The following is a 26,623-nucleotide window of genomic DNA, read 5'->3' as shown; positions in this document are numbered from 1 at the left end:
ACAAAAAAAAAAATAGCGGCCAGCTATTTTAAATTTAATGATTAATTGTATCTTGAAGAAATTCTGTTGCTTGATTTTCAGAAACATTTTGTACGAGTGCAACTTCGCTAATCATCATTTTTCGGGCATTATCTAGCATTTGTTTTTCGCTCGCATTTAAAGCTCTCTCTTTATTGCGGCGAAGTAAATCGCGAACAACTTCTGCACTATCTTGCAGATTGCCGTTTTTCATTTTTTCCATATTCATTGTATATCTTTGTTTCCAGGAAAGTGATGGGTCTGATTCCCCGTTTTGAAATTCAAGAAGTATATCATCTAACGTACCTTTATCTACGATATAACGAATACCTGATTTTTGTAATTGATCCATAGGAAGCATTACTTGCATATCTTTACTAATGATACGTATCACACAATATTGACGTATTGTTCCTAATATTTCTTTCTCTTCAATGGCTTCGATGACTCCTGCGCCGTTCATTGGATAAACGATTTTATCACCAATTTGAAACAAATCATCCACCTCCATATGTGGTAACCATTTTTAATGATAACATAAGTGAATAAAAATGTCAAATTTTATATAATACCATAATAATTATATCTGAGTCAATAAGTAAAAACTCTTTTTTTGTATATTTTTTTGCTCTTACTTATCTATGATTTTTTTAGAAAAATAGTACAGGTGAAGAAGGGAGGCATATCCACTTATTTTTAAGCATAAAATGTAAAATCGCTAATACAATATACCTAAATCCGTTCTTTGCAAAGGAGGGAGAGAAGGTGGGGCGCACAATAAAAATTGATATTACAAATAAAGTTGTAGCTAAATTTAGACCAGATTGTTTGGAATTATATACGAGTAAATTTATGATAGGTAAGTTTTATGTCTATACTGAAGGTAAACAATATGTGTTAGAAGACGGATATATATATGAAGACGGAAAATTTTATCGCATCATAGATACGCACCGTGGCAATAATCAAGCGGCGGAGGGCTGCGATCTAGGATGGTGTTAACATGATTCGTGTGAAAGTGTTTGATGAAAGTCATGAAAAAGACTTAGAAGACGCTGTAAATGTTTTTTTGAAAAAGATTGATGATAGTAACTTTGTAGATATTAAGTACCAAGTTGGTGTTTCCATTAACGATGATGAGAACCAAATTTATTGTTTTTCAGCAATGATCGTTTATAAAGCATAAAAAAGAGCTGGGTGAGCCAGCTCTTTTTTATGCTTTATGTTGGGACAACGTGTGTCGGTAATACGTTCATAATAGATTGGGGTGTACCTAATTTCTTTGTCGTTAAAAGAGTCTCCCCAGTCTCATGGTTTTGGGCATCTGTACACATACCAAGGTGATAACGATCACCTAAAAATGGATCAATATAAAAACCGTTTTTGAATACTTTATCATTCGGATGTTTTTCATGGTGAATATCAGAGCAGTTAATGCAATAGAACATAGCGTTCATCCCCTTTTTATTTTTGTTTGAAAAAAGTGAGTCGGTAGTCATTTCGCTCCTAAGGAAATGTTGAGGAGAAGAGAAATAACTACCTACTCAAATGGTGGGCATATTCCTTCTGATTTTTCATATCTCGCGTAGTGTCCCCGAGGGAAGGAGGAGAGACGAAATACGCATGATATACGTAAGGCTCTTCTTTCAAGATGAATGATGGAGTTTCATGTTGAGAGAAGTTTTATTTTTTGTTGCCTTTGTGAGTATATTATGAAGGAATGCTGAGAGGGTGTTTGTCCTGTTGAAAAAATGTTGAGAATTTCTCAACAGTAAAAAAAGAATTAGCGTTGACATGAAACTAAAAGGTGTTATATTATCTAAATGTAACCAAAAGGTGTTGTAATTTATCGCTGAATAAAGGAGAAAGAAAATGGAACAACAAAATACATTAAATGATATTAAACAAACAATCGTTTTCAACGCGTCTATTCAAAAAGTATGGAATGTAGTATCAACTGCAGATGGAATCGCATCATGGTTTATGCCAAATGATTTCGCATTAGAGGTAGGACATGAATTTCATGTACAATCACCATTTGGTCCATCACCATGTAAAGTGTTAGAAATCGATGAGCCAAATCATCTATCTTTCTCATGGGATACAGATGGCTGGATCGTTTCATTTAATCTGAAAGACCTAGGAGATAATAAAACAGAATTTACGTTAATTCACGGCGGCTGGAAACATCCTGATGAAATTCTTCCGAAAGCGAATGCGAAGAGCTCTATTATTCGCGATAGAATGAGCGGAGGCTGGGTAGCGATTGTAAATGAAAAACTGAAAAAGGTTGTCGAAGGCTAAGTGTCCTCATCAGCAGCGAAATATGATGTATTTCAAGCAATTGCTGATCCAACCCGCCGAGAAGTAATACGGTTATTAAGTGATAAAGAGTTACCGATTTCTAAAATAACGGATCATTTTCCAATGAGTCGTACTGCGGTTGTAAAGCACCTTCATATTCTTTCAGAAGCGAATCTAGTAAGCGGAAGAAAAAGCGGAAGAGAGAAGATATATCGCTTGCATCCGGAACCATTAGAGGAATTACAACAATGGCTCTCGTATTATGAGCGTTTTTGGGATAATAAATTGTCCATGCTGAAACATATTGTGGAGAATGAAGAATAAAAAGAGGATGACCATTTTGGTCATCCTCTTTATTTTTGCTCACTTGTTTGTGTAGCTGGCTTTAATAAAAGCCAAGCTATAATTAATGTAAATACTGCTAATACGAAAGTGCTCATATAAATGACGTGTACACTTGATGCTAATGCCTCCTGCGATTCGGTTACTACGTTTGCTGTAGTTCCTCCGTGTCCGCCACCAGATACAAGATCAAGATTTTTAATACCACGTGCGTGAATCATCGTATTGAAGATTGTTCCAAAGATTGCAGCACCTAATGTTTGACTAAATGTATTAATAAATGTGTTTAAACCAACGGCTGTTCCGCGTGTATGAGCTGGTACGGCTGCTTGAATTGTTACCATGTAAATTGGTGTTACAAGCCCCATTCCTAAGCCGAATAATCCGACTGCTACATAAATAAGGAACGATGGTGAATTTGTTGATAATGTAAATAATAAGAACGTAGCGACTGATAAAATGCTAGCTCCAAGTAAAATGATTTGTTTCGTTTTTAATTTGCCCACTAAGTTACCTGAGAACATTGCACCAAATGTCCACATAACAGGAATCGGCATTAAAATGAGTCCGGCTTCTGTCGCGTTTTTTCCTAATACACCTTGGCTCCAGATTGGAAGGTATACTGTAATACTAATAATCATGGCACCGGCAATGAGAGTTAGTATGTTTATCGTAGATAATGTACGGTTAGAGAAAAGTGCTAACGGAATTAATGGTTCCGGAGATTTTTTCTCGATGAATAAGAAAATAATGAATGAAACGACGGCGAAGATTAATAGGGCGATAATTGTTATGTCTCCCCAGTTTTGCTTACTGCTACCTGTTAATAATGCGTATAGTAAAGCGATTGTGCTTAATGAAAAGACTGTAGCCCCAAGATAATCGATATGTTGCTTAGATGATTTAATAGATTCTTTGTAATAAATGGCGATCATTAAGCAAGCGATAATTCCAAATGGAACGTTTAAGAAGAAAATATAACGCCAAGAAAGAGAATCAACTAAAAATCCGCCGACTAATGGTCCGATAACACCAGATACACCCCAAACGGCACTCATCCAGCCTTGTGCTTTCGCGCGGTCTCTTGCTTCGCTATATAAGTCGCCGATAATCGTCATTGTGATCGGCATAACAGCACCAGCACCAATACCTTGAAGAGCGCGGAAGAAGATTAATTGTTCCATTGATGTAACGACTCCGCAAAGTGCAGAACCAATTAAGAAGATTGTAGCGCCGATAAGTAAAACTTTTTTACGGCCGAATAAATCAGCGAGCTTTCCGTATATTGGAGTCGAAACAGCTGTTGCAAGCATATAAATTGCATATACCCAACTAACAAGTTCGACGCCTGACAAATCACTCGTTATACGAGGGATTGCTGTACTAACAATCGTTCCTTCTACCGCAGAAAGAAACGTCATTAGCATTAAAGACATCATGACTTTTTTTCTCATATTTTTTCCCCTTACCCTTTTTCAAATATTCAACAATATAAAATATAAAGGTACTAAGGTATATAAAGCAACAAAAAAGCAATGGGAAGTTAAGTGGATCGTATATTTGTCGCTTCTTGTCGGTAAGTCGATATATTTAAAAAATGGCTGATATAAGTTAAAGAATCGCTGATAAATTCGGGGAATCGCCGATATAAGTTGAGAAATCGCTGATATAACTTCATGTACCTATAAAAAAAGAAACAGGAATCCCTGTTTCTTTTTTTAATATTTCATTTTCGCGTTTTCTCCAGCTGTAGTCCCGGCAATTCTACCAGTAACGAGAGCAGATGTAATGTTATATCCGCCAGTATAACCGTGGATATCAAGAACTTCGCCGCAGAAATATACGCCGTTCGTGAATTTAGAAGACATTTCTTTCGGGTTAATTTCTTTAACGGATACACCGCCGCCAGTAACGAATGCTTTTTCAATTGACTGCGTACCATTTACATTCACAGTAAACTCTTTAAAGTCTTTTACAAGTGCACGAATCTTTTCGTGAGAAACTTGTCCAGCTTGTTCACTACCGTCAATTTCATTTTTTTCTAATAAGAATAGGAAGTAACGTTCAGGTACATAACCTTTTAAAACGTTTTTAATTCCTTTTTTCGGATCTTCTTTCATTTGTTTCAGCATGCGCTGGAATAGTTGTTCACTATTTTCTTCTGGCAATGCATCGATGCTCATTTGAATCGTATTCGTTTTAAACTTTTTCAGTGCTTTCACGACAAATTGACTACAGCGAAGAGCAGCAGGACCAGATAGGCCGAAATGAGTGAAGAGCATGTCCATTTTGTGAGAAATGATAGCTTTTCCTTTCGGGTTTAATACGCTTAAATTTACATCGCGTAAAGCAAGACCTTGTAAGGAACGATCACGAATAAATGGTTCGTTTGAAAGGATTGGTACTTCTGTTGGAAATAATTCTGTAATTGTATGTCCAGCCTTTTCAGCCCAAGCATATCCGTCTCCAGTAGAACCAGTTTGAGGAACAGATTTTCCGCCAACAGCGATAACGACGTGATTCGTTTCTAACACTTCGCCAGTTTGCAGTACGACTGCTTTCGTTTGACCATTCTCATATTCAATCGTTTCAACAGGTGTATTTGTACGGATTTTAACACCTAAGTCTCTTAATCGTGTTAAAAGTGCATCTACTACTGATTGTGCTTTATTTGATACAGGGAACATGCGACCATGATCCTCTTCTTTCAGTTTTACACCGAGATTTTCGAAGAATGTAATAATATCTTCATTATTGAAAATAGAAAAAGCGCTGTATAAGAAGCGGCCATTTCCTGGTATATGTTTAACGATTTCATCAAGTGGTAGACGGTTCGTTACGTTACAACGGCCACCACCAGAAATCGCAAGTTTACGTCCTAGTTTATTTCCTTTATCAAGAAGTAAGACATTTGCGCCTTCTTCTGCAGCACCGATTGCAGCCATTAGCCCAGAAGGCCCGCCGCCGATGACAATAACATCATAATGCATAATATATCGACCTCATTTTCTACATTTCCTGCCTAAAAGAATAGCATGTTTTCCCTTAAAAGAAAAATAGTGTGAAGTACTGCTTAAGGAGAGAATTGTGGTACAATACAAAAGTTAGAGTTCAGCACTATCCTGCTATTTGTGGGCCATAAGACGAAAACCTTATGATGTAAGAGAAATAAAAAGGGATTTGATAGCCCGTAAATGGTCGAATAGTTCAACTAATAAAGAGTAGGGAGTGAACACCTTCCCTGCAAATTATAGTTTCACTTTATGTAGATGTAGGAGGATTTTTGTATGTCCGATTCGAAATTTCTGCGCGGAACGCTTATTGTTACGTTAGGGACATTTTTAGTAAAGTTCTTAGGCATGATTTACGTCTTTCCGTTTCATGCATTAGTAGGTACAGAAGGCGGAACGCTCTATACATATGGATACATTCCATATACGATCTTTTTAAGTATTGCAACGGCAGGGGTACCACTTGCTGTTTCCAAATTTGTTTCCAAATATAATGCGCTTGGCGATTATAAAACGAGCCGGAGAATGTTCCGCTCGGGAATGGTTATGATGATAGTAACAGGAGTTCTTTCGTTCCTAGTTCTATATATGTCGGCGCCATTGTTTGCAGAAGCAATGCTTGGTAAACAAAGTATACACAGTAATGTAGAAGAAGTTACGACGATTATTCGTCTTGTAAGTTTTGCACTTATTGTTGTACCAGCAGCGAGTTTAATTCGTGGTTATTTCCAAGGTCACCAATCTATGGGACCGACTACTGTTTCGCAAATTATTGAACAAATTATTCGTATCGTCTTTTTATTAGCGGGTAGTTTTATCGTTATTAAAGTGCTTGGCGGTACAGTTGCAACAGCAGTTGGGGTAGCGACATTTGCTGCGTTCGTTTCAGCAGTTGGAGCACTCGGTGTATTAATTTGGTACTGGTTAAAACGTAAAAAACATTTGGATCAATATTTAATTGAACAAACTGTACCAGAATCGACAGTGAGTACCGTTCAATTATTTAAAGAATTATTTGCATATGCGATTCCTTACGTTGTAATTGGGTTAACAATTCCTTTATATCAACAAATTGATACATTGACATTTAACTCAATTATGCAAGCAATTGGCCAAGGTGATATCGCAGAGCGAGCACTTGGTATTTTCACAATGTGGACGCATAAATTAATTATGATTCCTGTATCACTTGCAACAGCGTTTAGTTTAACGCTTGTACCAGCAATTACAAAATCATTTACTGAAAAACAATACCGTTATTTAAAGTTACAAATTACACAAACATTCCAGGCAAATATGTTCTTAACATTGCCAGCAGTTGTCGGTATTTCAACACTTGCATATCCAATTTACACTGCGTTCTATGACTCAGATCCATTAGGTGGACAAGTGTTAATGTGGTATGCACCGGTTGCGTTGTTATTCGCTTTATTTACAGTAACAGCAGCAATTCTGCAAGGGATTAACCAACAAAAACATGCGATTGTCGCGCTTATTATGGGTGTTATTTTGAAATTCGTATGTAACGTAATCTTTATTCGTTATTTCGGTACAGTTGGAGCAATTTTAGCAACAGCAGTCGGCTTCTTAGCTTCCGTATGGTATACGAATAGACAAATCAAAAAACATGTACACTATTCATTTGGTGTTGTATATAAGAGAACATTCCAAATTGCAATATTAACACTTGTAATGGTCGTTGCTGTAAAGTTATCACAATGGATTCTATCCTTCATGATTTCGCCTGATGGACGAATTGGTGCTCTTGTTACAGTTGTGATTTGTGCAGGTATTGGTGGTCTTGTGTACGGATTGTTAGCGATTCGCACAGGAGTACTGGAAAGAGTATTTGGCGGAGAAGCGTTAGAGAAAATCCAACGTAAACTTGGCAATAGATTCAAAATAAAGTTGAAATCAAAAGGGGCGTAATTACGTCCCCTTTTCTATGATAAACAAAGAAGGTGAAAAGCGTGAGATTAGATAAATTATTAGCGAATATGGGATATGGAAGTAGAAAAGAAGTAAAGAAATTATTGAAAGACGGCGTTGTGAAAATTGATGGAACGCCAGTGAAAGATGCAAAGGTTCATGTAAATGTAGAAGAGCAAGAAGTTATGATTCACGGTGAAGTTGTGGAATATAAAGAGTTTGTTTACTTAATGATGCATAAACCACAAGGTGTTATTTCAGCGACAGAAGATGATAATCATGAAACAGTAATAGATTTATTAGAGTTAGAAGATGCAATCTTTGATCCGTTCCCAGTTGGAAGACTTGATATTGATACGGAAGGTTTCTTATTGATAACAAATGACGGGAAGTTATCACATCAATTGTTATCTCCGAAAAAGCACGTGCCGAAAAAATATTATGCACACATTGCAGGAGTCGTAACAGAAGAGGATGTAAACGAGTTTGCTAAAGGTGTTATTTTAGATGATGGCTATGAAACAAAGCCAGGTGCACTTACAATATTAAAAAGCGATGAGATTTCTGAAATCGAGCTTGTCATTACAGAAGGAAAGTTCCATCAAGTAAAGCGTATGTTTGAAGCGGTAGGGAAAAAAGTAGTCTACCTAAAGAGAACAGAGATGGGACCGTTAGTATTAGATGCAGAGTTAGAACTTGGAGAATACCGAGAGCTATCAGATGAAGAAGTAGAAATGTTAAAAACATATCAAGTAGATACTGAGAAATAGTGCTGTTTTTCGGCGCAGAAAAGACCCCTTTCTAATGAGTTAGAAAGGGGTATGTATTTATTTACATACAATTATTTTTTCATTATGAGGTCATTCTCACTTTCTTTCCTGTTGTTGTCCACTTACCGCGGCAAGGGCTATACACGAGTTCATTAAACTGCAACACATTTAGATCACGTTGTATCGTTCGCGGTGTGATCCCGAACTCATCTACAAGGTCTTTCGTCGTTACCGTTCCGTTTTCATTGATGTACATATAAATTGATTTAATGCGTGTTAGCATACGAGTAGTTGTAGGTTTCAAGAGAAAACCACTCCTCTACTAGTTTTTTTGACCCCATTCAGGAAAGAAGGTCGTTACTACCATTGTACTCTACATGATAAAATTCATGCTTTAATCTACTTAAATTTTACAAAAGTTTAACAAATATTCATATAGAAAAATATTGGTAGTTGACATTGTATATATGGTCAGTCAACTAACACATAAAATTCTACGTAAAACGCCAAATTCCTGCAAATTTTTTTGAAAAAACAAAAGAAAAACTAATGGGAAATATCTGAAATATTACAATTGTTCGGTATTTAAGTTTCGTGTATGGCATAAGAGATTTCGGTTTGTTATGATGAAAGAAACAATATAGTGAAGGATGGATGCGTGATGTCGGCAATTAATTGGACAGAAGAAGTTGCAAAACGAAAAGAAGATTTAATTCGTGATACACAACAATTTTTACAAATTAAAAGTGTATGGGAAGAAGAATCGGCGAAAGAGGGCGCACCATTCGGTGAAGGCGTAAAAAAAGCGTTATCTTTCATGTTACATAAAGGAGAAGCTGAAGGTTTTACTTCTAAAAATTTAGAAGGATATGCAGGTCATCTTGAAATGGGACAAGGAGAAGAATTATTAGGTATTCTTTGTCATGTTGACGTTGTACCTGAAGGAGATGGCTGGACGACTCCTGCATATAGTGCAGATATTCGCGACGGAAAGATTTTTGCACGTGGTGCAATTGACGATAAAGGCCCAACGATGGCAGCATATTATGCGATGAAAATTGTGAAAGAATTAGGTTTACCTCTTTCAAAACGCGTTCGTATGATTTTAGGAACAGATGAGGAAAGCAATTGGAAATGTGTAGATCACTACTTTAAAAACGAAGAAATGCCAACAATCGGTTTTGCGCCAGACGCGGATTTTCCAATTATTAATGCAGAAAAAGGAATTTCTGATATACAAGTTGTGCAAAGTGGTAGTGAAGAGAAGAAAGGTACATATGAACTTGTTTCATTTGAATCAGGTCGCCGTTTAAATATGGTTCCTGATTTTGCAGAAGCAATTATTACAGGAGAAGATGTAAATGCACTTACAGTAGCATATGAAGAGTATTTACAAACTGCTAAAAAAATAGGTGAAGTAATTGTAGAAGGTAATACGGTGACGTTGCAAATTAAAGGGATTTCAGCTCACGGATCTACCCCAGAGAAGGGCGAGAATGCAGGTTTATTACTAGCAAAATTCTTAACGAAAGTCGCTCTTGATGGAAAAGGAGCTTCGTTTGCAACATTTGCAACAGAGACATTTACTGGTGATATTTATGGTGAAAAGGCTACTATCGCCTATAAAGATGAAGTTAGCGGTCCGTTAACAGTGAATGTTGGTCGTCTTTCTTATACGAAAGAGACTGGTGGTAATTTGGGATTAAACGTACGTTACCCAGTTACGACTAACTTTGAAGAGATGATTGCGAAGTTAAAAGAATACGTTGGTACTCATGGATTTGAAGTAGCGGATTATTCAAACTCTCGTCCGCATCACGTTGATAAAGACCACGTATTAATTCGTACGTTGCAGCGCGTATACGAAGAACAAACAGGTGAAAAAGCAGAACTATTAGCGATTGGCGGCGGTACTTACGCTCGTTCATTGGAAGCTGGCGTTGCGTTTGGTCCGTTGTTCCCTGGAAAAGAAGAACTTGCGCATCAAAAAGACGAGTACATTGAAATTGAAGACTTATTAAAAGCGACAGCAATTTACGCGCAAGCAATTCATGAATTAGCGAAGTAATAGATATATAAATAATAAGAGGCCGTCCCGATACATATTTTGGGACGGTTTTCTGTTACGTATCGTTTGTTGGTAAGGCGATATTCTTTGTCGAAATGTCGATATAGTTTCATTTAGTATTGCAATCTTAACTTGGTTAGACTGTTAGGAAAGTTTGATTCTTTTTCATTGAATGAGATACGAAAGAAAAGCAACAATAGAGAGAAGGAGAAGATGTACATGGAGCCGCATTATTTTGTCGCAATCACTTTACCAAATCATATAAAAGAAGTGCTGTCTAACTATAAAGAGGAAATGCAGGGAGAATTACCATTTCGTTCGTGGGTACATAAAGAAGACTATCATATTACCCTTTCATTTTTAGGGAGTGCGACAGAGGAACAATTAGAGGGAATAAAGAATGGATTACAAACACTTACAGAAACAAAGGAACTATTCTTCACATTACAAGGATTTTCAACGTTTGGTATGGAAGATAGGCCACGTATTTTTTGGTCGAAGGTAAGTGAGAATCACGATTTGTTCCAGTTACAAAAGCAAGTACACGCTATTTGTGAAGGGAATGGATTTTCTTTAGAAACGCGCCCGTATCATCCACATATTACTGTTGCTCGTAAATGGGTAGGAGGAGAGAAGTTTGATTTAGAACATATAAAGGAAGTGCCAGAAATATCATTTCAAGCGGATACAATTACTTTATACGAATCTCACGTGAAGGAGACACCGAAGTATAAAGCGATTGCTGAAATAAAATTACAAAAATAGAATGTATGAAAACGTTTTTTATACAGGTGAATATACTATAAAGAATAATGTGTTACTGTATAGAGCTTCGTTGATAAGAAAGGCCTTATCATTTGCAGCTCGTTTCATTTAACTTTAAGAATGATGGTGATTTTTTTATGTTGAAAGTAAAACGTCCATTTGATGCCTATTTAGATGAAATGAATAAAATTACAATTTTGCTCCCACATGCGTATGGAACAAGTCGGACATTTCGTTTGCAAGAAGGAAGTAACGTGAAAGATTTACCGATTGCTCATACAATTGCGCTTCCGGATGCAACGAAGTATGAGTGCTTTATAGAAGAGCCGCTAGATGTGGGGAAGTATTATACAGTACGAGATGAACGGAATGAAGAAACAGATTTACAAATAGGTGCTGTCATAAGAACAGCGATTTTCGATGAAAAGTATTATTACGAAGGTACCGATTTAGGGGCTGTGTATCAAAAAGAGGCAACGACATTTAAAGTATGGGCTCCAACTGCGAGGCTTGCGAAAGTAAGGATTTATAAAAGTGATAAAGAATATACCGATCATGAAATGTATAGAGGAGAAAATGGAGTTTGGACTCATACATTACAAGGTGATTTAGCTGGAGCAAAGTATACATTTCTTGTTTGTATTAATTTAATATGGAATGAAGCGGTGGACCCTTACGTAAAGTCAGTGACTGTAAATGGGAAGTACGGCGTTGTTATCGATTTAGAAAAGACAAATGTAACAAAGGGGGAGCAATTACCACCATTACAGGCAATGACAGATGCCATATTGTATGAACTGCATATTCGCGATGCTACTATTCATCCGGGCAGCGGAGTGAGTAAAAAAGGAACATATAAGGGGCTAATGGAAGAAGGAACAACAGGGCGAAATGGGACGTTAACAGGCTTGTCTCATATAAAGGATTTGGGTGTTACACATGTTGAATTATTACCTTTATATTGTTTCGGTGGTGTAGATGAGGCGAATCCTTCCTCTGCATATAATTGGGGTTACAATCCATTATATTACAATGCGCCAACGGGATATTATGCTACAGACCTCTCTGATCCGTATAACAGGATAGTAGAGTGTAAACAGTTGATCGAAACATTTCATGAGCATGGCATTAGGGTGATTGTAGATGTTGTATATAATCATGTGTATGAAAGAGAGCTATCATCATTTGAAAAACTTGTCCCAGGATATTATTTTCGTCATGGTGAAGATGGCATGCCTTCTAATGGGACGGGAGTCGGGAATGATATAGCATCTGAACGGAAAATGATGAGGAAATTTATTGTAGAGTCTATTTTATATTGGCTTACTGAATACAATGTTGACGGATTCCGATTCGACTTAATGGGGATTTTAGATGTCGATACAATGAATATAATAGAAAAAGAAGTGCGAAACATAAAGCGAGATGCATTATTATTAGGAGAAGGGTGGGATCTACAAACACCACTTCCCGCTGAAGAAAAAGCAACGTTAAATAATGCAAAGAAAATGCCGTATATTGCGCAATTTAATGATCAATTTCGTGATGGCATAAAAGGGAGTACCTTTCATATAAATAAACGCGGTTTTGCGTTCGGTGGGCATGTAGACTGTAATCATTTGCAGTATATAGCATCAGGAAGTCTTTTGAGTAGGAAAGAAACAGGTTTGTTTTTAGAGCCTGTGCAAAGCATTAACTATGTAGAATGTCATGACAATATGACGATGTGGGATAAACTAATGCGCAGTAATGAAGAGCCAGAAGAGATTCTGAAAAAACGTCACCTTCTAGCGAGCGCAATGGTAATTCTTTCGCAAGGTATTCCTTTCTTACATGCTGGGCAAGAGTTTTATCGGACGAAGCAAGGAAATGAAAATAGTTATAATGCAAATGATGGAATTAATCAATTAGATTGGGATCAAAAAGAGAACGAGATAGAGACTGTTAACTATATAAAAGGTTTAATTGCGATTCGTAAAGAGCACGGAGCATTCCGATTACAAAACGCAGACCTTATAAAAAAGCATATGACTTTTTTGCAAACCTCTCCAGAAGTACTTGCATATCACCTAGTGCATGCAGAATCGTTTGGACCGTGGAAAGAGATTGTAGTTTTATTTAATAGCGGTTTAGAAGCTAAAACGGTGCAACTTCCGAAAGAAGAAACGTGGCATGTGTTAGTAAACGAAAAGCAAGCAAAAATAGAGCCAATTTCTTCATTTAGAGGAAAGGAACTTCAGCTGGCTCCAATTAGCACGTATATATTGACGATAATGTGACAAATCGCTACTTGACGATGAGAATGTAATAAATGTAGAATTGACAAAGGTGACGATTTTGATAAGTTGTCATTCTATGACTGGTTTTGTAAAATAAAATAGAGAGTTTTTGGCTTATGCCAAGTTTTCTTTTCATTTACAATAAAATATATGAATCCACAACATGTGTAGAAATGTTGCGGTTTTTCTTTTCATAACTATAAAAGATAAGGATTTGTTAACGGGTAATGAATATGGAATGGTTGGAACAATTATTAGGAAAAGAGTGGAGTCTTGTACCGGCTGGTGGAGTAACGGGCGATGCATATATTGCGCAAAACGGACAACAGAAGTTATTTTTAAAGCGGAATACATCGCCCTTTTTAGCGGTATTGTCAGCAGAAGGAATTGTTCCAAAATTACTTTGGACAAGAAGGGTAACGAACGGTGATGTAATTTCTGCTCAAAAATGGCTTCCGGGACAGAAGCTAGAGCCAGAGGATATGAAACTAGAACGTGTTGCAAAACTTTTGAAGAAAATACACTCCTCTAAAGCGCTTGTACAGATGATTCAAAGACTTGGGAAGCAGCCGCTTCACGCACAAGAGTTATTACAACAACTGCAACTTGTTTTAAGAGGAGATATAAGGGATGATGAAGCAATTCAGCAAGGCCTTCAATATTTAATGGATTCATTAAAAGATATTGAACACAATGAATTCGTTGTATGCCATTGTGATGTAAACCATAACAACTGGCTATTGTCGGATGAAGATGAGCTGTTTTTAATTGATTGGGATGGAGCTGTAATTGCTGACCCAGCTCTAGACCTCGGTATGTTATTATATTGGTACATTCCGCGCCACGAATGGAGCGGGTGGCTCGAATATTATGATATTGAAATGGATGAATCGCTGCTTAGGCGTATGAGGTGGTATGTAATAGCGCAAACGATTTTGTCTATTCAATGGCACACAACAAAAAAGCAGCAAGCAGAAACTGAATATTGGCATCAATATTTACAGCAACTACTTGCTTCGGAGTAATACTTAAGAAAAATTGTCCATTCCAGCAATCCACTGAGTAAGTTGTTCTTGATTATTGGAAATGTGGTTGTCCAAATTAGAGGAAGATTTACCCGATTGACTATAAGAATATACATCATTTAGCATTGCTTTAGCGTCACTACTTATACTATCGTTTGCGAGTAACGATTGAATGAGACGCTCTAATTGCTCGCATTCAGAAACTGTCCCGCAACAATCACTTTGGTGATTGACTAAAATATCTTTCAGCACTTCTAATTGATGTTGTTGATTAATTGGCATGAACGGATCATCCTTTCGATTGTTTTTCTCTTCCTAGAAATGTAAGAGAAAAAGCTGTTTCGTCATGGAATGTTTAATGCTGTATGTAGTTTTTATCAAAATGGTACATCTTATACTTGAAAGAAACGGACCGAGTGCTCGTACGTACTTGGTTTTTTGTTTGGTAGAGTGATTAAAACAGAAAGAAGGAATTATTCCTTTAAAATAGCTATGTAAAGAGAGGGAAACATCTATGCGTTTAAGACATAAACCATATGCAATGGATCGAATTAATGAGTATTCACATATCGTAATCGGAAACCCAGAGGAGCGCGCTGGTAACTGGAAAGAAGTATTTGGAAATGAACAACCAATTCATATTGAAGTAGGTACAGGTCGTGGCCGCTTTATGTATGATATGGCAAAAGCAAATCCGCATATTAATTATATTGGAATTGAAAAATTCACAAGTGTTGTTGTAGATGCACTTGATAAATTAATTGAAGAAGAATTACCGAACTTAAAGTTAATTAATAAAGATGCTGAAGATTTAACAGTTTTCTTTGCAAAAGGTGAGATTGATCGCGTTTATTTAAACTTCTCAGATCCATGGCCAAAGAAACGTCATACGAAGCGTCGTTTAACGTATAAAACATTTTTACGCAATTATGAAGAAGTGTTAGTAGAAGGCGGAGAAATTCATTTCAAAACAGATAACCAAGGTTTATTTGAATACTCTCTAATGAGTATGGCTGAGTATGGTATGTTATTAACTTACCTTAGCCTAGATCTTCATAATAGTGATTATGAAGGTAATATCATGACTGAATACGAAGAGAAATTCTCTAGTAAAGGTCATCGTATTTACCGAGTGGAAGCGAAATATCGTACAGAGCCTATGCAGTAATGCATAGGTTTTTTGTGGCTAAAATAACCAGAATTTTATGTTAATATTAATGTAAAAGGGGGATGCGTAATGGAACAGTTACAAATTGGAGATATAAAAGTGACGTGGCTAAAAGGTGGGAACACACATTTAGACGGGGGAGCAATGTTTGGAGTTGTGCCGAAAGTACTTTGGTCACGTAAGTATAAACATAATGATACAAATCATATTTATTTACGAACGGATCCGTTACTTTTGCAAACGAAAGACGGGAATATGCTCATTGATTCTGGAATAGGAAACGGTAAATTGAATGAGAAGATGAAGCGAAATCAAGGTGTAACCGAAGAATCATCGGTTTATGAATCATTAGAAAAACTAGGATTAAAGCCTGAAGATATCCACTACGTTTTAATGACGCACCTTCATTTTGATCATGCATCTGGTTTAACAAAACGGGAAGGTGATGGCCTTGTACCAGCTTTTCCGAATGCGAAAATTTACGTAAGCGAAACAGAATGGGATGAAATGAGGAACCCAAATATTAGATCACGCAATACATATTGGAAGGAAAATTGGGAGCCAATTGTAGATCAAGTTATTACGTTCCAACAAGAAATAGAAATTACAGATGAAATAAAAATGGCGCATACAGGCGGTCATAGTGATGGGCATGCAGTTATTGCTTTAGAAAGCAAAGGTGAAACGATGCTTCATTTAGCAGACCTATTGCCGACGCACGCCCATCAAAATGTACTATGGGTAATGGCATACGATGATTATCCAATGACATCGATTGAAAATAAGCAAAAGTGGATGAAGTACGGCGCTGAAAACGATGCTTGGTTTACGTTTTATCATGACGCATATTACCGTGCCGTAAAGTGGAATGAGGAAGGGCATATCGTAGAAAAAATAGAACGAAAAACGAGTATAGAAGCATAAAAATGGGAGGGTGTTCCAACAGTCTGTTGGAGCAGTCTTCTTTTTGTTGTCGTATTTTGTCGGTAAGTCGATATGTTTCAATAATCGCTGATATAAACTGAGTTGCGCCGATAAATTTAGAAAATCGCCGATATAATTTCAATTACTATCCATAATTAAAAAATAAGAGGTTCACCTAATGGGAACCCTCCTTTTTATGCTGCTATAACCTCTAAAACAGTACCTGTTTTAGCATCAACTAAAAATTCAAATCGTTCTTGTATATCATCTAACATCGTTGTAAGACCGCCGCGATAAACTTCATATGCGACATCATATTTTTCAAATGTCTCTGGAACCATATGTACCCAAGAGCCAGTAATTTCACCTTTATGACTTAATGCTTGTTTCACCATTTTCAATGCTTTTTCTGAAGAAATATGGGATTGTTCTTGGACTTTGTTTGCAACAAGATAACCAGCTGCAAATCCAACGCCAAGACCTGCTACTAAACCTTTCCAGCTCATATATTCACCTCAATTCTATAAAATAAAAATAGTGTACCAATAATAATTATAAAGCAAATACAGCTAAAAAAGAAGAAACTAGAAACATTTCGAAAATTTCGTTACAATAAAAGAGGTATTCTACTAAGGTTTGAAAGAAGGGGACTTCGTGAATAAAGAGACATTACAATTATTTCGTACGTTAACAGAATTACAAGGTGCATCAGGTTTCGAACATGATGTACGCCGTTTTATGAAGCAAGAATTAAGCAAATATGCGGATGAAATTGTGCAAGACGGTTTAGGGAGCGTATTTGGTCTGAAAAAAGGGGACGAAACTGGCCCACGTGTTCTTGTAGCAGGTCATATGGATGAAGTAGGTTTCATGGTTACGCAAATTACGAAAAACGGGATGCTTCGTTTTCAAACGTTAGGCGGCTGGTGGAGCCAAGTTCTATTAGCACAACGTGTACAAGTTATGACGAAGAATGGTCCTGTTATTGGGGTTGTTGGTTCTATTCCTCCTCATTTATTAAGTGACGCGCAACGTGCAAAACCGATGGATATAAAAAATATGTTAATTGATATAGGTGCAGACAGCTATGAAGATGCGATTGAAATTGGTATAAAACCAGGACAACAAATCGTGCCAATCTGCCCGTTTACGCCGATGGCAAACGAAAAGAAAATTATGGCGAAAGCTTGGGACAACCGTTACGGATGTGGCCTTGCAATCGAATTACTAAAAGAATTAAAAGACGAAACATTACCAAACACATTATACTCTGGCGCGACTGTACAAGAAGAAGTTGGTCTTCGCGGTGCACAAACAGCTGCAAATATGATTCAACCAGACATTTTCTATGCGCTTGATGCAAGCCCAGCGAACGATGCGTCTGGTGATAAAACGCAGTTCGGTCAATTAGGAAAAGGTGCTCTTCTTCGTATTTACGACCGTACGATGGTAACACATAGAGGAATGCGTGAATTTATTTTAGATACAGCAGAAACACACAACATTCCGTACCAATACTTTATTTCACAAGGTGGTACAGATGCGGGCCGTGTACATACAAGTAACTCAGGTATCCCATCAGCAGTAATTGGCGTTTGCGCGCGCTACATTCATACACATGCTTCTATTTTACATGTTGATGATTATGCGGCAGCGAAAGAGTTAATTACGAAGCTTGTAAGAGCAACAGATAAAACGACGTTAGAGACAATTAAGAATAACGCGTAGAGAGGAAGGGCGAAAAACCCTTCTTTTTTTAGGTTGAATAGATGACCCAGCGGTGTGTGGTGGCGGTTAGTGCCTAAGTGGTGCTCGAATGGTGTATTAAAAACCGCGGGTAGGAAAAGAGTGGAAAGTTGTTTTTGGGTCGAAGACGGTAATGGTGAGGGAATCCATCTTCTTTTTGAGGTTGAATAGATGCCCCAGTGATGTATGGTAGTGATTGATGTTTAATTTAAGTAGGGCGAAATGATGAATGTATATAGAGGTGAATGAAATGAAAGTAGTAGTTGGATCGAAGAATAAAACGAAAGTTGGAGCTGTGGAGAAGGTTTGGAATGATGCTATAATTACATCTCTTTCTGTTCCTTCAGGAGTAGCAAACCAGCCGTTTTCAGATGAAGAGACGATGCAAGGAGCGGTTAATAGAGCGAAGCGAGCGCTAGAGGAAGGAGAAGCTCAAATTGGTATTGGGCTAGAAGGCGGCGTAATGAAAACGGAGCACGGTTTATTTATGTGTAACTGGGGCGCGTTAGCAACAAGTGATGGTAAAACATTCGTTGCTGGCGGTGCACGTATTAAGTTACCAGACGATTTTTTAGCACCTCTTGAAGATGGCAAAGAGTTAAGTGAAGTGATGGAAGAGTTTGTGCAGAGAAAAGATATTCGTAGTCACGAAGGTGCAATCGGTATTTTTACAGATGATTATGTCGACCGTACGGAATTATTTGTACACGTTGTTAAGTTACTTGTTGGGCAATATAAGTATGACGAAAAGCAAGCATAAACCTTGCACCATGCGCGATGTATGGTAGTATAAAAGAAAGATTATAACATGAAAAAATGCACTCGTTAGAGGAGGAAATATAGATGAAATCATTAGAAAGCATGGAGCAATTCCAACAATTAAAAAATGAAGAGAATGTAGTCTTTATGTTCTCAGCAGAATGGTGCCCTGACTGCCGTTTTGTAGATCCATTTATGCCAGAAGTAGAAGAGAAATATAGTGATTTCTCATTTTACTATGTAGATCGTGATGAGTTTATTGATCTATGCGTAAAATTAGACGTATTTGGCATTCCGAGCTTTGTAGCGTACAATAAAGGTGAAGAAACAGGTCGCTATGTAAACAAAGACCGTAAAACACAAGAACAAATCGAAGAGTTCATTGAAGGTTTAAAATAAGGCAATTTGCCAATTGAATTGTAAAACAACCTCTACCTTCGCGGGGGAGGTTATTTTTTTGGAAGGGAGGAAAAAGAGATGAAGATGACAAGTAAAAAGATGAAAGACGAGTTAATGAAGAAATTATCTCGCCCGGAATGGGACTTTCAGTATGATAGCGAGAAAGAAGTTCTACGTATAGAGCAAAAAGACTCGAAAAAAGGTATTAACGTATCGCTTCCAGGAGTTGTGGCAAAATGGGAAGTGAATAAAGAAAAAGCAATTGAAGAGGTTGCTTATTACGTACAAGAAGCGTTAATTGCGATGCATAAAGAAGAAAATAGCGCGGCGAAAATTTTACCTGTTATTCGCTCTACTTCTTTCCCGAAACAAGCAGAAGAAGGAAATCCGTTTATTATGACGGATCATACGGCGGAAACACGTATTTACTACGCGTTAGATTCGAATAAAACGTATCGATTAATTGATGAACGTCTATTACAAAAATTAGGACTGACAGAGCAACAAGTGCGTGAAATGGCATTATTCAACGCTCGCTCATTAGGTTATGAATTTAAACAAGACACAGTAGCAGGGAATACATTCTACTTTTTAAACACAAATGATGGGTATGATGCGACTCGTATTTTAAACGAATCGTTACTACAATCGATGCGTGAAAAGATTTCTGGTGATATGGTTGTTGCTGTTCCTCACCAAGATGTATTAATTATTGCTGATATCGTCAACGAAATCGGTTATGATATTATTGCACAAATGACAATGAAATTTTTTGCCGAAGGGCATGTTCCGATTACATCACTTTCATTCGTATATGAAGATGGGGACTTTGAACCAATCTTTATTTTAGCGAAAAATCGGAAGAAGACAGATGGAAAAGAGAAAGGATGAACGAAGTGAACGTTTTTTACAACCTTGAAGGAATTGGTGACACTCTAATTGTTGCCTTACAAGATATTACTTTAGAGAACCGTACTTTTGATCGCAAAGGAGATGTTGCACGCGTATACGATCGTGAAAGCAACGAAACAGCAGGATTCAACATCTTTAATGCATCTTCTTACTTAGAAGTAAAAGAAACAGGTAACCTAACATTAACGAAAGAACTTGTAGAACAAATCAACGGAATTTTAGCGAAGAACGGCTTTGAAGAAACAGTAGAAGCAGATCTTTCTCCAAAATTCGTTGTAGGCTATGTAGCTGAAAAAGAGAAGCATCCAAATGCTGATAAGTTAAACATTTGTAAAGTAGAAATCGGTACAGAAACATTACAAATCGTATGTGGCGCACCGAACGTTGATGCAGGACAAAAAGTTGTCGTTGCAAAAATCGGCGCTGTAATGCCAAGCGGTATGTTAATTAAACCAGCTGAACTTCGCGGAGTTCCTTCTTCAGGAATGATTTGCTCAGCACGTGAATTAGAGCTTCCAGATGCTCCACAAGAAAAAGGTATTCTTGTATTAGAAGATAGCTTTGAAGTTGGACAAGAGTTCAAATTTTAATTGATGTTAGAAAAGAGAGGTTGTCCTTTTGGACAACCTCTCTTTTCTATTGAATCGATGATATATTGCGAGCTGTGATAGGTATATGTAGAAAATCGTTCATATTCATAAGGATGTCACCTTTTTTCTTAAAATCTATATTGTGTTTTATAAACAAAATAGTTAAAATTTAGAAAAATAGAAGGGGATAGAGGTATGAAACAACAACTAAAAATCGCAGAACTTCTGAAACGAATTGAAACTTCAAAACAGCAAGATATCGAGTTAGGTTCCTATGAAATCTATTTGTTTAGTGAAAATGAATTAGAAAAAGGACAAATCGGTTATCGATATGATAAACATAAAAATTCATTAATAAGTGAAGAACATGGAAAATGGAAAGAGGAATGGATTGTTATCGGATACGAAACAGATATGGGGGATCCAGTTTTCGTAAATGTGTCTGATGATACGTATTTAGTTTATACTGCAGAGCGTGGTACTGAAACGTGGCAACCCGTTCATATTGGAAATATGGATGAGATTATAAAACAATTATAAGAAAAACTTTGAGACCGGTGCAAAGTGATGGGAGAAAAATATGAAGTATATAAAAGTAATGAGCATGATTGCATTCATTGGCATATATATGGGTGGTTGTTCGCAAGAAGAGCCGAAACAAGAAGTAACATCTTCTATGCAGGAAAAAAACAAAGATAACAAGGAAGACGCACCGGTAGAAAAGCAGCAAGAAGAACAAGAAAAGAAAGAAGAACCGCAAGCAGTTCAAACAACTGAGCAAGTGGAGCATAAGCAGGAGGAAGTGCCGGCCGAGGAAAAGAAAGAGGAAGCAACGCCAGTGCAGCCAACTGAGCAACCACTGCAAAATAATGAACAAAAAGTAGAGAGTAATGAAAAACAAGGAAAGTTTCTCGTTGTTATTGATCCAGGGCATCAACAAAAAGCGAATTTAAATTTAGAGCCGATTGGGCCAGGAGCAGCGACGCAAAAATATAAAGTAACAGATGGTACAACGGGTGTTGTGACGAAAAAAAGAGAGGCTGTTCTTGTATTAGAAATGGCTTTCGTATTAAAAGAAAAGTTAGAAGCAAAGGGAATACAAGTATTAATGACGAGAACGTCACAAGATGTGGATATAAGTAATAAAGAACGCGCGACATTTGCGAATGATCATAAGGCGAATTTGTTTTTACGTCTTCATGCAGATGGTTCTGAAAATCCGAATCAAAGTGGATTTGCTGTATTAACACCGGCAGAAGGAAGTCCGTATACGAAAGAGATTTATGCTGAAAGTCTTCAAATCTCTCAAACGATTGTAAATAAAATGAGAGAGAATCAGCAAGTGAAAGTGAATGGAATTAAATTCAGGGATGATCTTTCTGGATTTAATTGGTCCAAAGTACCTGGTGTACTATTAGAACTTGGGTTTATGTCAAATCCTGAAGAAGATAAAAAATTATCTGACTCGCAGTATGTAAATTCTTTATTGCAAAGTGTAACGGATAGTGTAGAGGAATATCGGAAGAGTAAAGCTTAAACGCAGTCTTATATGTAAGGCTGTGTTTTTCCATATGAAAATACTCGTAAATTAGAATGTTATGGATAAATATGACATGCTTAATTTTACCTGCACTTTTTGCCGAATGCTGATACAATAAAGGATGTTACTATTTAGTAGAAAGAGTGGTAAGCATGTTAGATTGGATGAAAAAGCTGTTTAACAAAGAGGAAGAACAAACAGCGATGAATAAAGAAGTGTTAAAGCAAGTTGAAAGTCAGCCGAAAATTCCTCGTGTAAACCACTACACTGAAGCAAGAGAAGCACAAATGGCAAGTAGGAATGCAGGTAAATGCCGTTTTCCATTAGTACCTGATAATGGGTTTGATGAAGAGGATGTTATAGAGACAGGGCATTTTGAAGAACAGCCTGTTCAAGCTGTAACATATGAAAATCAGCCTACTCAAAGAGGAATCAAAGTGGAAAGAAGTAGACGACAGTATGTGGAGAAGGTAGTTTCTACATATGAAGAGCCGGAAATGCAATATGAACCGGAGCGAGAGCCTGTCGTAAAGAAAGCATCTGCACCTACGCAAGAAAGTAACCGTAGACCATTTCGTCCAACAGAAATGATTTCGCCAATTTACGGATATAATCGTCCTTCAGTAGAGAAAAAGGTAGAAAAGCAGGAGGAAGAAAAGGAAAGAGAAGACCTTGAAATATCTGTAGAGGGCAAATCAGTCGTTGATGCATGGTTAGAGAAAAAAGGGTATGCATTATCTGATTTCTCAGAAGGACAAGCAACGAATTCTTCCAGTCATGAAGGAGTTGATCAGCGAGATCAACAAAATAAAAAGGAAGAAAAGTCAGTTGTCGATCAATGGCTAGAGAAAAACGGTTACGAAATTGAACGCCAAGAACCTATAGTAGAAGAAAAAGAAGTGGTTCAAGAAATTAGTGCACCGCAGGAAGTTCCAGCGGCTGAATTACTTCATGAAACAATTGCGGAGAGCATGGAAGATACGAAGCAAGAAAGTGATGTAGTGGCCAAAAACACTCTACAAGCAGAATTAGTAGATTCTAAAGTAGAGCACGAGGATACAATATTATTAGAAGAAACTAAACGTAATACAGAAATAGAACAACCTACTATTGAAGTAGAAAAACAAGCACCAGAAGAATCAGTGATTGTTAAAGCAGAAGAGAAACTTGAAGAAACAATCATTGTGGAAATACCAGAAGAAGCGGAAGTAATTGCAGAAACAGAAGAGTTAGAAGAAGTGGAAGTAATTGCAGAAACAGAAGAGTTAGAAGAAGTGGAAGTAATTGCAGAAACAGAAGAGTTAGAAGAAGTGGAAGTAATTGCAGAAACAGAAGAGTTAGAAGAAGTGGAAGTAATTGCAGAAACGGAAGAGTCAGAAGAAGTGGAAGTAATTGCAGAAACAGAAGAGTTAGAAGAAGTGGAAGTAATTGCGGAAGAAGAAGCGGAAGTAATTGCGGAAGCAGAAGAGTCAGAAGAAGTAGAAGTAATTGCGGAAGCAGAAGAGTCAGAAGAAGTAGAAGTAATTGCAGAAACAGAAGAGTTAGAAGAAGTGGAAGTAATTGCGGAAGCAGAAGAGCCAGAAGAAGCGGAACCTGTAGCACTTGAGGAAACGCAGCAAGAAGTATTGTTAGATGAAGCAATTGCACAAAAGAATGAATTCATACATGTTGCTGAGGCTGATGAACAAACGAAGAAAGATGTTCAAAGCTTTGCGGATGTTTTAATTGCGGAAGAACAACAAGTTGTAGAAGAAGCACCGATTGCAGAAGAACAACAAGTTGTAGAAGAAGCACCGATTGCAGAAGAACAGCAAGTTGTAGGAGAAGCACCGATTGCAGAAGAACAACAAGTTGTAGAAGAAGCACCGATTTCAGAAGAGCAACGAGTTGTAGAAGAAGCACCGATTGCAGAAGAACAACAAGCTGTAGAAGAAGCGCCGATTGCAGAAGAACAACAAGTTGTAGAAGAAGCACCGATTGCAGAAGAACAGCCAGTTGTAGAAGAAGCACCGATTGCAGAAGAACAACCAGTTGTCCAAAAAGAAGAACCAAAACGTGAGAAGAAGCGTCATGTACCATTTAATGTTGTTATGTTGAAACAAGACAGAACGCGATTAATGGAAAGACATGCGGCTAGAGCAAATGCAATGCAATCTTCTATGAGTGAACGAGTAGAGAATAAGCCTGTACAACAAGTAGAAGAAAAAACAGTGCAGCAAGTGGTAGTGGAACCACAAGTGGAAGAAAAGCCAATGCAGCAAGTAGTAATAGAATCACAAGTGGAAGAGAAACCAATGCAGCAAGTAATGGTAGAATCACAAGTGGAAGAAACACCAGTGCAACAAGTGTTGGTAGAATCACAAGTGGAAGAAACACCCGTGCAACAAGTGGTAGTGGAACCACAAGTGGAAGAAAAGCCAATGCAGCAAGTAGTGATAGAATCACAAGTGGAAGAAACACCAGTGCAGCAAGTGGCAGTAGAACCACAAGTAGAAGAACGCCAAGTGCAACAAGTGGTGGTAGAGCAAGTACAAAAGCCAATTTCAAGTACGGAAGTACAAGAGAAAGCATATGTTGTAAATCAAAGAGAGAACGATATGCGAAATGTATTGCAAACACCACCGACATATGCAATTCCGCCATTAACATTGCTATCGATTCCGCAGCAAGCAGCGTTAGATAATACAGAATGGTTGGATGAACAGAAAGAATTATTAGATACAACGTTTAATAATTTCCATGTTGGCGCACATGTTATTAATGTATCGCAAGGTCCAGCAGTAACTCGTTTTGAAGTACAGCCAGACCCAGGTGTGAAAGTAAATAAAATTACAAATTTAAGTGATGATATTAAGTTAAGCTTAGCAGCGAAAGATATTCGTATTGAAGCACCGATTCCAGGGAAGAGTGCGATTGGAATCGAAGTTCCAAATAAAGAAAGTAAGCCAGTATTTCTTCGTGAAATTTTAAGAAGTCCTGTGTTTACAAAGAGCGAATCACCGCTTACGGTTGCGTTAGGGCTTGATATTTCAGGAGATCCAATTGTAACGGATATTCGAAAAATGCCACACGGACTTATTGCGGGTGCAACGGGTTCTGGTAAAAGTGTGTGTATTAACGCAATTTTAACGAGCATTTTATATAAAGCGAAACCACATGAAGTGAAGTTAATGTTAATCGATCCGAAGATGGTTGAGCTTGCACCATACAATTCTGTTCCGCATCTTGTCGCACCTGTTATTACGGATGTAAAGGCAGCGACAGCAGCATTAAAATGGGCGGTTGAAGAAATGGAGCGCCGTTATGAATTGTTTGCGCACGCAGGTGCTCGTGATTTAACTCGTTACAATACGATTGTAAGTGAGCGAGAAATTCCGGGAGAGACATTACCTTATATCGTTATCGTCATTGACGAGTTAGCTGACTTAATGATGGTAGCACCTGGTGATGTTGAGGAAGCGATTTGTCGTATTGCACAAAAAGCACGTGCTTGTGGTATTCATTTATTAGTAGCGACGCAGCGTCCATCTGTAGATGTTATTACAGGTTTAATTAAGTCAAACATTCCAACGCGTATTGCGTTTACTGTATCATCTCAAGTTGATTCGCGTACGATTATTGATATTGGTGGCGCGGAGAAATTACTTGGCCGTGGTGATATGTTATTCTTAGGGAACGGTACATCTAAGCCTGTTCGTGTACAAGGTGTATATGTATCGGATGATGAGATTGAAAAGACAGTTGATCATGTGAAAAAGCAAATGAAGCCGAATTACTTATTTAAGCAAGAGGATTTATTAGCGAAAACAGAACAGGCTGAGTCGGAAGACGAATTGTTCTTTGATGCATGTCAATTTGTTGTAGAACAAGGGGGAGCGTCCACATCTTCTGTACAGCGAAAATTCCGCATCGGTTATAATCGCGCGGCACGTCTCATTGAAGAGATGGAATCGCAAGGGATTATTTCTGAGGGAAGAGGAACGAAACCAAGAGATGTCCTTATTTCTGAGGATGAATTCGCTGCTATGCAGGAAACAAATGTATAGTAAACGGTTTTGCTGTATACTAAGAGAA

27 protein-coding genes are annotated in these 26,623 nt (G+C 37.6%); 20 read left to right on the top strand and 7 right to left on the bottom strand.

Annotation, left to right across the window (positions count from 1 at the left end; genetic code table 11):
* Window positions 1–34: 34 nt before the first annotated feature.
* On the bottom strand, window positions 35–529 hold the full coding sequence (locus ACHZK0_RS22990; protein ID WP_227023483.1) for a CarD family transcriptional regulator: 495 nt from the start codon (window positions 527–529) through the stop codon (window positions 35–37).
* A 254-nt stretch (window positions 530–783) separates the two neighbouring features.
* Between ACHZK0_RS22990 and ACHZK0_RS22985 the strand changes: the two genes are divergently transcribed.
* Both ACHZK0_RS22985 and ACHZK0_RS22980 read left to right on the top strand, forming a co-directional pair.
* Window positions 784–1,020 carry a DUF2553 family protein gene (locus ACHZK0_RS22985; RefSeq protein ID WP_000533797.1) on the top strand — a complete coding sequence of 79 codons (237 nt, stop codon included), beginning with the start codon at window positions 784–786 and terminating at the stop codon, window positions 1,018–1,020.
* 1 nt (window position 1,021) lies between these two features.
* Entirely contained in the window at window positions 1,022–1,204 is a 183-nt protein-coding gene (locus ACHZK0_RS22980; protein WP_000621751.1) for a sporulation protein Cse60, read from the top strand.
* A 34-nt stretch (window positions 1,205–1,238) separates the two neighbouring features.
* Here the strand turns inward: ACHZK0_RS22980 and ACHZK0_RS22975 are convergent, their stop codons facing one another.
* Window positions 1,239–1,466: a DUF3973 domain-containing protein gene (locus tag ACHZK0_RS22975; protein ID WP_395760904.1), complete on the bottom strand. Its 228-nt coding sequence runs from the start codon at window positions 1,464–1,466 to the stop codon at window positions 1,239–1,241.
* Window positions 1,467–1,890: 424 nt separating this feature from the next.
* Between ACHZK0_RS22975 and ACHZK0_RS22970 the strand changes: the two genes are divergently transcribed.
* Together ACHZK0_RS22970 and ACHZK0_RS22965 are read left to right on the top strand one after the other, a co-directional pair.
* On the top strand, window positions 1,891–2,322 hold the full coding sequence (locus tag ACHZK0_RS22970) for an SRPBCC family protein (protein ID WP_262740187.1): 432 nt from the start codon (window positions 1,891–1,893) through the stop codon (window positions 2,320–2,322).
* Entirely contained in the window at window positions 2,323–2,646 is a 324-nt protein-coding gene (locus ACHZK0_RS22965; protein WP_000098837.1) for an ArsR/SmtB family transcription factor, read from the top strand.
* A 29-nt stretch (window positions 2,647–2,675) separates the two neighbouring features.
* Here ACHZK0_RS22965 and ACHZK0_RS22960 read toward each other — a convergent pair whose 3' ends face one another.
* Window positions 2,676–4,118, bottom strand: a complete 1,443-nt coding sequence (locus ACHZK0_RS22960) for an MDR family MFS transporter (RefSeq protein ID WP_270341507.1) — start codon at window positions 4,116–4,118, stop codon at window positions 2,676–2,678.
* A 264-nt stretch (window positions 4,119–4,382) separates the two neighbouring features.
* Window positions 4,383–5,654, bottom strand: coding sequence for an NAD(P)/FAD-dependent oxidoreductase (locus tag ACHZK0_RS22955; protein ID WP_061676809.1), 1,272 nt, complete (start codon window positions 5,652–5,654; stop codon window positions 4,383–4,385).
* Between the two features lie 297 nt (window positions 5,655–5,951).
* Here ACHZK0_RS22955 and ACHZK0_RS22950 point away from each other — a divergent pair, with 297 nt between their 5' ends.
* The gene (locus tag ACHZK0_RS22950; protein WP_262740185.1) at window positions 5,952–7,604 is read left to right on the top strand and encodes a putative polysaccharide biosynthesis protein; all 1,653 of its coding nucleotides are present in this window, start codon (window positions 5,952–5,954) and stop codon (window positions 7,602–7,604) included.
* A gap of 41 nt (window positions 7,605–7,645) precedes the next feature.
* Window positions 7,646–8,374 carry a pseudouridine synthase gene (locus ACHZK0_RS22945; protein WP_262740184.1) on the top strand — a complete coding sequence of 243 codons (729 nt, stop codon included), beginning with the start codon at window positions 7,646–7,648 and terminating at the stop codon, window positions 8,372–8,374.
* Window positions 8,375–8,456: 82 nt separating this feature from the next.
* Here ACHZK0_RS22945 and ACHZK0_RS22940 read toward each other — a convergent pair whose 3' ends face one another.
* Window positions 8,457–8,678, bottom strand: a complete 222-nt coding sequence (locus ACHZK0_RS22940; protein ID WP_000805512.1) for a DeoR family transcriptional regulator — start codon at window positions 8,676–8,678, stop codon at window positions 8,457–8,459.
* Between the two features lie 357 nt (window positions 8,679–9,035).
* Here ACHZK0_RS22940 and pepV point away from each other — a divergent pair, with 357 nt between their 5' ends.
* From pepV to ACHZK0_RS22920, 4 genes are all read left to right on the top strand, one after another.
* Window positions 9,036–10,442, top strand: a complete 1,407-nt coding sequence (pepV, locus tag ACHZK0_RS22935; RefSeq protein ID WP_395760903.1) for a dipeptidase PepV — start codon at window positions 9,036–9,038, stop codon at window positions 10,440–10,442.
* Between the two features lie 219 nt (window positions 10,443–10,661).
* The gene (gene thpR / locus ACHZK0_RS22930) at window positions 10,662–11,207 is read left to right on the top strand and encodes an RNA 2',3'-cyclic phosphodiesterase (protein ID WP_395760902.1); all 546 of its coding nucleotides are present in this window, start codon (window positions 10,662–10,664) and stop codon (window positions 11,205–11,207) included.
* A 137-nt stretch (window positions 11,208–11,344) separates the two neighbouring features.
* Window positions 11,345–13,486, top strand: coding sequence for a type I pullulanase (gene pulA, locus ACHZK0_RS22925; RefSeq protein ID WP_270605977.1), 2,142 nt, complete (start codon window positions 11,345–11,347; stop codon window positions 13,484–13,486).
* A gap of 227 nt (window positions 13,487–13,713) precedes the next feature.
* The gene (locus ACHZK0_RS22920; protein ID WP_071722493.1) at window positions 13,714–14,511 is read left to right on the top strand and encodes a phosphotransferase family protein; all 798 of its coding nucleotides are present in this window, start codon (window positions 13,714–13,716) and stop codon (window positions 14,509–14,511) included.
* A 3-nt stretch (window positions 14,512–14,514) separates the two neighbouring features.
* Here ACHZK0_RS22920 and ACHZK0_RS22915 read toward each other — a convergent pair whose 3' ends face one another.
* Entirely contained in the window at window positions 14,515–14,793 is a 279-nt protein-coding gene (locus ACHZK0_RS22915; RefSeq protein ID WP_001122236.1) for a YtzH-like family protein, read from the bottom strand.
* A 232-nt stretch (window positions 14,794–15,025) separates the two neighbouring features.
* Between ACHZK0_RS22915 and trmB the strand changes: the two genes are divergently transcribed.
* The gene (gene trmB, locus ACHZK0_RS22910; protein ID WP_001239381.1) at window positions 15,026–15,679 is read left to right on the top strand and encodes a tRNA (guanosine(46)-N7)-methyltransferase TrmB; all 654 of its coding nucleotides are present in this window, start codon (window positions 15,026–15,028) and stop codon (window positions 15,677–15,679) included.
* A 69-nt stretch (window positions 15,680–15,748) separates the two neighbouring features.
* Window positions 15,749–16,603, top strand: coding sequence for a YtnP family quorum-quenching lactonase (locus ACHZK0_RS22905; protein WP_270341527.1), 855 nt, complete (start codon window positions 15,749–15,751; stop codon window positions 16,601–16,603).
* Between the two features lie 194 nt (window positions 16,604–16,797).
* Here the strand turns inward: ACHZK0_RS22905 and ACHZK0_RS22900 are convergent, their stop codons facing one another.
* Entirely contained in the window at window positions 16,798–17,109 is a 312-nt protein-coding gene (locus ACHZK0_RS22900; protein ID WP_000118541.1) for a PepSY domain-containing protein, read from the bottom strand.
* A gap of 148 nt (window positions 17,110–17,257) precedes the next feature.
* Here ACHZK0_RS22900 and ACHZK0_RS22895 point away from each other — a divergent pair, with 148 nt between their 5' ends.
* From ACHZK0_RS22895 to ACHZK0_RS22860, 8 genes are all read left to right on the top strand, one after another.
* Window positions 17,258–18,331 carry a M42 family metallopeptidase gene (locus ACHZK0_RS22895; RefSeq protein ID WP_002123132.1) on the top strand — a complete coding sequence of 358 codons (1,074 nt, stop codon included), beginning with the start codon at window positions 17,258–17,260 and terminating at the stop codon, window positions 18,329–18,331.
* A 268-nt stretch (window positions 18,332–18,599) separates the two neighbouring features.
* Window positions 18,600–19,109: a DUF84 family protein gene (locus tag ACHZK0_RS22890; protein WP_262740178.1), complete on the top strand. Its 510-nt coding sequence runs from the start codon at window positions 18,600–18,602 to the stop codon at window positions 19,107–19,109.
* 83 nt (window positions 19,110–19,192) lie between these two features.
* Window positions 19,193–19,507, top strand: a complete 315-nt coding sequence (locus ACHZK0_RS22885; RefSeq protein ID WP_000838193.1) for a thioredoxin family protein — start codon at window positions 19,193–19,195, stop codon at window positions 19,505–19,507.
* Between the two features lie 78 nt (window positions 19,508–19,585).
* Window positions 19,586–20,398 carry a DUF1444 domain-containing protein gene (locus ACHZK0_RS22880; RefSeq protein WP_000784603.1) on the top strand — a complete coding sequence of 271 codons (813 nt, stop codon included), beginning with the start codon at window positions 19,586–19,588 and terminating at the stop codon, window positions 20,396–20,398.
* Window positions 20,395–21,009: a YtpR family tRNA-binding protein gene (gene ytpR / locus ACHZK0_RS22875; RefSeq protein WP_001006763.1), complete on the top strand. Its 615-nt coding sequence runs from the start codon at window positions 20,395–20,397 to the stop codon at window positions 21,007–21,009. The genes ACHZK0_RS22880 and ytpR overlap by 4 nt, the downstream gene beginning before the upstream one ends.
* Before the next feature lie 195 nt (window positions 21,010–21,204).
* Complete coding sequence (locus tag ACHZK0_RS22870; RefSeq protein ID WP_262740177.1) at window positions 21,205–21,549, top strand: thiamine transporter; 345 nt, start codon at window positions 21,205–21,207, stop codon at window positions 21,547–21,549.
* Window positions 21,550–21,589: 40 nt separating this feature from the next.
* On the top strand, window positions 21,590–22,546 hold the full coding sequence (locus ACHZK0_RS22865; protein ID WP_262740176.1) for an N-acetylmuramoyl-L-alanine amidase: 957 nt from the start codon (window positions 21,590–21,592) through the stop codon (window positions 22,544–22,546).
* 155 nt (window positions 22,547–22,701) lie between these two features.
* Window positions 22,702–26,595, top strand: a complete 3,894-nt coding sequence (locus ACHZK0_RS22860; protein ID WP_395760901.1) for a DNA translocase FtsK — start codon at window positions 22,702–22,704, stop codon at window positions 26,593–26,595.
* Window positions 26,596–26,623: the final 28 nt, after the last annotated feature.

It is taken from the genome of Bacillus sp. 3G2, assembly GCF_044324725.1.
Taxonomy (GTDB): Bacteria; Bacillota; Bacilli; order Bacillales; family Bacillaceae_G; genus Bacillus_A; species Bacillus_A mobilis.
The sequence above is the reverse complement of the archived record's forward strand: the minus strand, read 5'-3'. Positions and strand labels throughout refer to the sequence as shown.

Bases quoted from the DNA above. Each gene is read 5' to 3' on its own strand.
- ACHZK0_RS22990 (WP_227023483.1), bottom strand. From the start codon at position 529: ATGGAGGTGGATGATTTGTTTCAAATTGGTGATAAAATCGTTTATCCA.
- ACHZK0_RS22980 (WP_000621751.1), top strand. From the start codon at position 1,022: ATGATTCGTGTGAAAGTGTTTGATGAAAGTCATGAAAAAGACTTAGAA.
- ACHZK0_RS22975 (WP_395760904.1), bottom strand. From the start codon at position 1,466: ATGTTCTATTGCATTAACTGCTCTGATATTCACCATGAAAAACATCCG.
- ACHZK0_RS22970 (WP_262740187.1), top strand. From the start codon at position 1,891: ATGGAACAACAAAATACATTAAATGATATTAAACAAACAATCGTTTTC.
- ACHZK0_RS22960 (WP_270341507.1), bottom strand. From the start codon at position 4,118: ATGAGAAAAAAAGTCATGATGTCTTTAATGCTAATGACGTTTCTTTCT.
- ACHZK0_RS22955 (WP_061676809.1), bottom strand. From the start codon at position 5,654: ATGCATTATGATGTTATTGTCATCGGCGGCGGGCCTTCTGGGCTAATG.
- ACHZK0_RS22950 (WP_262740185.1), top strand. From the start codon at position 5,952: ATGTCCGATTCGAAATTTCTGCGCGGAACGCTTATTGTTACGTTAGGG.
- pepV (WP_395760903.1), top strand. From the start codon at position 9,036: ATGTCGGCAATTAATTGGACAGAAGAAGTTGCAAAACGAAAAGAAGAT.
- thpR (WP_395760902.1), top strand. From the start codon at position 10,662: ATGGAGCCGCATTATTTTGTCGCAATCACTTTACCAAATCATATAAAA.
- pulA (WP_270605977.1), top strand. From the start codon at position 11,345: ATGTTGAAAGTAAAACGTCCATTTGATGCCTATTTAGATGAAATGAAT.
- ACHZK0_RS22920 (WP_071722493.1), top strand. From the start codon at position 13,714: ATGAATATGGAATGGTTGGAACAATTATTAGGAAAAGAGTGGAGTCTT.
- ACHZK0_RS22915 (WP_001122236.1), bottom strand. From the start codon at position 14,793: ATGCCAATTAATCAACAACATCAATTAGAAGTGCTGAAAGATATTTTA.
- trmB (WP_001239381.1), top strand. From the start codon at position 15,026: ATGCGTTTAAGACATAAACCATATGCAATGGATCGAATTAATGAGTAT.
- ACHZK0_RS22905 (WP_270341527.1), top strand. From the start codon at position 15,749: ATGGAACAGTTACAAATTGGAGATATAAAAGTGACGTGGCTAAAAGGT.
- ACHZK0_RS22900 (WP_000118541.1), bottom strand. From the start codon at position 17,109: ATGAGCTGGAAAGGTTTAGTAGCAGGTCTTGGCGTTGGATTTGCAGCT.
- ACHZK0_RS22890 (WP_262740178.1), top strand. From the start codon at position 18,600: ATGAAAGTAGTAGTTGGATCGAAGAATAAAACGAAAGTTGGAGCTGTG.
- ACHZK0_RS22885 (WP_000838193.1), top strand. From the start codon at position 19,193: ATGAAATCATTAGAAAGCATGGAGCAATTCCAACAATTAAAAAATGAA.
- ACHZK0_RS22880 (WP_000784603.1), top strand. From the start codon at position 19,586: ATGAAGATGACAAGTAAAAAGATGAAAGACGAGTTAATGAAGAAATTA.
- ytpR (WP_001006763.1), top strand. From the start codon at position 20,395: ATGAACGAAGTGAACGTTTTTTACAACCTTGAAGGAATTGGTGACACT.
- ACHZK0_RS22870 (WP_262740177.1), top strand. From the start codon at position 21,205: ATGAAACAACAACTAAAAATCGCAGAACTTCTGAAACGAATTGAAACT.
- ACHZK0_RS22865 (WP_262740176.1), top strand. From the start codon at position 21,590: ATGAAGTATATAAAAGTAATGAGCATGATTGCATTCATTGGCATATAT.
- ACHZK0_RS22860 (WP_395760901.1), top strand. From the start codon at position 22,702: ATGTTAGATTGGATGAAAAAGCTGTTTAACAAAGAGGAAGAACAAACA.